The 3,896-nt window shown below is 28.9% G+C and carries 4 protein-coding genes; 3 read left to right on the forward strand and 1 reads right to left on the reverse strand.

The features are described from left to right. Positions 1-258 (reverse strand): hypothetical protein (locus tag HU235_RS17790; RefSeq protein ID WP_174881087.1); only part of this gene is annotated, 258 nt, incomplete at its 3' end. A gap of 492 nt (positions 259-750) precedes the next feature. Between HU235_RS17790 and HU235_RS17795 the strand changes: the two genes are divergently transcribed. From HU235_RS17795 to HU235_RS17805, 3 genes are all read left to right on the forward strand, one after another. Further along, positions 751-2,292: a DUF4041 domain-containing protein gene (locus HU235_RS17795; protein ID WP_174881088.1), complete on the forward strand. Its 1,542-nt coding sequence runs from the start codon at positions 751-753 to the stop codon at positions 2,290-2,292. 299 nt (positions 2,293-2,591) lie between these two features. Then, a complete protein-coding gene (locus tag HU235_RS17800) occupies positions 2,592-3,101 on the forward strand; it encodes a restriction endonuclease (RefSeq protein WP_233452265.1) in 510 nt (169 codons plus the stop codon). 81 nt (positions 3,102-3,182) lie between these two features. Beyond that, the coding region (locus HU235_RS17805) for a hypothetical protein (protein ID WP_174881089.1) at positions 3,183-3,896 on the forward strand (714 nt) is incomplete at its 3' end.

Genomic DNA, 3,896 nt, shown 5'->3' on the forward strand with positions numbered 1-3,896 from the left:
AATTATTGTGTTATCATCTCGTAATCTATTATTGTTTTTTGTTGATGTAGCTTTGGATATATTTTTAGTACGTGTTTTTTTGGTTTCTTTCTTTGGTATAGTTATGAAAACAATTCTTTCTATTATTGGTACAGTGACTAAGATACCAAAAAGTATGTAAATATTAGTACTTTTCGAAACTATCCAAATTGATAAAGATGAAATCAAAAATAACCCACCAACAACTTTTGATAAGTTCTTTCTATTCTTTGTATTCATTTTCCCCTCCACAAAATTTTAATGAAATCATTTATCCAATACTTATATCGGTAGGAAATTCCTCTTATATAACAAATCGAAAGCATTATGTAGAAATTGATTATCATATTGATAAAATATGTAATATTTTGTATGATATTTCTATAGTGAAAAATAGTAAAAGAATCCACATGCTTTGGTCGGCAGGGGAGTTGCTTTTTCTATTGGTTAAAGTAATCACTAGGGTTATAAGTACAAAGGAGACAAGATTACAATCTTGTCTCCTTCTTTGTGTTTTAGGCATATTTAACTGCACTTGACGAAGATTCAACTTTAGCCTCGTATCGTTTTTCTCAAGAAATATAATTTTAGAACATTTAAATCTGCTTTTATAAGAAAGAGAATTTGTTGTTTTATGAATGATGATATATATCATTTGAACTATAGGTTTACAATTAATGTTATAATTATAGATAAGTGTACCAATAACAATAAAGGAGCGATTCATAAGTAATGTATAAAGAAAAGATTATATATTCTTCTTGGTTTACAGGTCTATTATTTGCTTTTTGGTTTTTGATAATTCCCCCAATCATTGCAATAGTCCTTATAATTAAAAGAAACAAAGACTTAAAGGATTTTCAAAATATCTTAGCCGAAAATAATATTGAAGAAATAATAAACAATAAAGACAATATTGCAACAATAAAAGAAGAGTTAAAGCTACTAACAAATAAAAAGCAACAGATTCAAGAAGAAGTTGAAAAATATAAGCCTGTGACTGATTTGTTAGAGGTAAAAGAAAAAATTTCTAATGAAATTAATGAGTTAAGTGATAAAAGTGAGGCACTATCTAGAAAAGTGAATGATATTCAAATGCTAATTGATATAGAAGAATCGAAACATAATGTTACTCTTGAAATAGAATCACTTAATAACAATAAGCAATTGATAGTTGAAGAAGTTAATAATTTACAAGAAGAAGTGATACTTTTAAAAGATGAGTTGCTAATGCAATCATTTGGCTTTACAAACCCAAAATATGGATTTGAGTCATCTGAGGTTTATCAAAATAAGCTTAATGATATTCGTCAAGAACAAAAACAATTGGTCAAAGAGAAAAGGGCTACAAATCATTCTCTTGATTGGACAATTGGTAATGACAAAAACAAAGGGCGAGAGTTTATTCTTGATACCATTAAATTGACTTTAAGGGCTTTTAATAATGAGTGTGATAACATCATTAATAAAGTAAAATATAATAATATCGAAGCATCTGAAAAACGTATAAGAAAAGTTTTTGATGATGTAAACAAATTAACTGATATGCAAAGCGTTACAATAACAAACCAATACTTGAATCTTAAAATTGAAGAACTTTATTTAAAATATGAGTTCGAACAAAAGAAACAAGAGGAAAAAGAAGAGCAACTTGAAATTAAAGAACGTATGAGAGAAGAAGCGAAAGCACTTAAAGAGTTAGAAAAAGCAAAAGAAAAAGTGGAAAAGGAAGAAAGGCATTTTGAACAAGCCATTGAGAAATTAAAGAAACAAATGGAAGAAACGGCAGATAATCAACAAAGTAAATTGATTGAAAAGCTTAAGGAACTAGAAAAGCAACTGGAAGAAACCAAGAAAAACAAAGAAGATGTATTATACAGAGTGCAAAATACGAGAGCTGGGTATGTATATATCATATCTAACATTGGCTCTTTTGGTGAAAATGTCTTTAAAATAGGAATGACACGACGATTAGAACCAATGGATAGAGTTAAAGAGTTAGGTGACGCTTCAGTTCCGTTTACCTTCGACGTTCATGGAATGATTTTTAGTGAAGATGCACCAGCTCTAGAAAATGCTCTTCACAAAGCATTCGCAGATAGACGTTTAAACCGAGTTAATGAACGTAAAGAATTTTTTAGAGTCGATCTTAAAGAGATTGAAAATGTAGTAAAGAAGAATCATAACAAGACTGTTGAATTTACAAAATTGGCTGAAGCTGAAGAGTATCGAAAGTCTGTACAAATAGAAAAGAAGTCGTTACAAGTTGTATGAAATAAAAGGGGTATCTTCCAAAACGAAGACCCCCTTTTTGGCATTTCTTTTCACTAAAGGATAAAAATTCTATGATTAAGTAGAAGAGATGTATAGTAGTGTAAAATATCAATAATTTATGATAATACTAAAGGAGGATTATCACCCTTGTTTTAAAAAGAATGGTCATGTTCATATAATAATTACCGTTGTCACAGCCTTCTTGATACATATCTTTTAGAAAATGATTTTATATATGTCACCTAGTGATAAAAGTCAGAATTTTTAACTTCAGATATAATTACGTCAGGGGAAGTACAATGCAATTAATGGATTTGTTAATTTTATACTTAGTTATAGTCGTTGTTGGTGTCTATTTAATTATTTTTTATGAGGCAAGAAGAAAAAATCGTCTAAAGCAATTGGGAGAAAAATTAAGTCAATCAGGTATTAGGGATATTGATCAAATGAGTGGGTTAGAATTTGAACAATATTTAGTTGCGCTATTTAGAAAAAATGGGTATCGTGTGAAAATAACATCTGCATCCAATGATTTTGGAGCGGACTTAGTTTTAGAAGGAAATGAACGGATTGTTATTCAAGCAAAAAGGTATAGCGGTAAAGTTGGCATGAAAGCTGTTCAAGAAATTAGTTCTGCTAAAGGTTATTATAATGCTCAAATAGCATGGGTAATAACAAATAATTATTTTACATCGCAAGCAATAAAATTAGCGCAAGCAAATAATGTAAAACTTGTCGATAGAAATATGTTGATTGAGATGATTTTAAAGACAAATACACAAAAATACTTTGAAAGTAACAACATTTAGAAAAAAGTTATGTGAATGAATTTAAACATTAAATTATATAGTACGGTATTAGGTATTATATAATAAAAGGGAGTTAATGAATTGGCAAATAAATGGATTGATGAGAAGGTTCTTCAAAAATATTTTGTTGAAAATTGTTTGGATTATAGTGTAGTAATAGAGGGGAATACATATCCTATTACCTCAGCTAGGTTTAATGAACCCTTTGATAGATTCCCTGATATTTATTGTGTAGTAAATGGAGAGGAATATCCTGTTGAAGTTGAATGGTTATCTTCACATTATGACCATCATGTAAAAAATAAAGACAAATCTGCTACTAAACCTTATACACATGAAATGTTTGAAAAGGATGGAGGATTTCTGGTTGTACTAGAAAAGGATTGTGAAGTATTTAGTTTTCAACAAGTAATAATAGATAATGATAAACTCAGAAAATGGTTTACTAAAAATGCAGTTACTTTATTGAATGAGAGTATTGTACAGTTTTATAATGAAAGGGTTAAGAAAAGAAAGCATCCTAAAATTTGGTTTATTTATGTTTCTGAAGCTGTATCTAATAATTGGAAGTACTCGAAGAAAATGGGGATTTGGGGTTTTACGGAAGGTCGTATGAAAAGCAATAAAGAGTTAAAAGAAATTCAGGAAAATGATTTAGTTATTTTTGCAGGTTCAATTAAAACTGGGTCACTAAAATTAGATGGTTGGCCAAGAGTAAAAGATGAAGAATTAAAAAAGGTAGAAAATGCAGATGATTACATTATAGAAAATATAGAAATATTTAAAGTCATAAAG

This window comes from Metabacillus niabensis (genome assembly GCF_902829255.1).
In the GTDB taxonomy this organism is placed as follows: domain Bacteria; phylum Bacillota; class Bacilli; order Bacillales; family Bacillaceae; genus Metabacillus; species Metabacillus niabensis.

Excerpts from the sequence above, each read along its gene's own strand:
- HU235_RS17795 (WP_174881088.1), top strand. The coding sequence starts at position 751 with ATGTATAAAGAAAAGATTATATATTCTTCTTGGTTTACAGGTCTATTA.
- HU235_RS17800 (WP_233452265.1), top strand. The coding sequence starts at position 2,592 with ATGCAATTAATGGATTTGTTAATTTTATACTTAGTTATAGTCGTTGTT.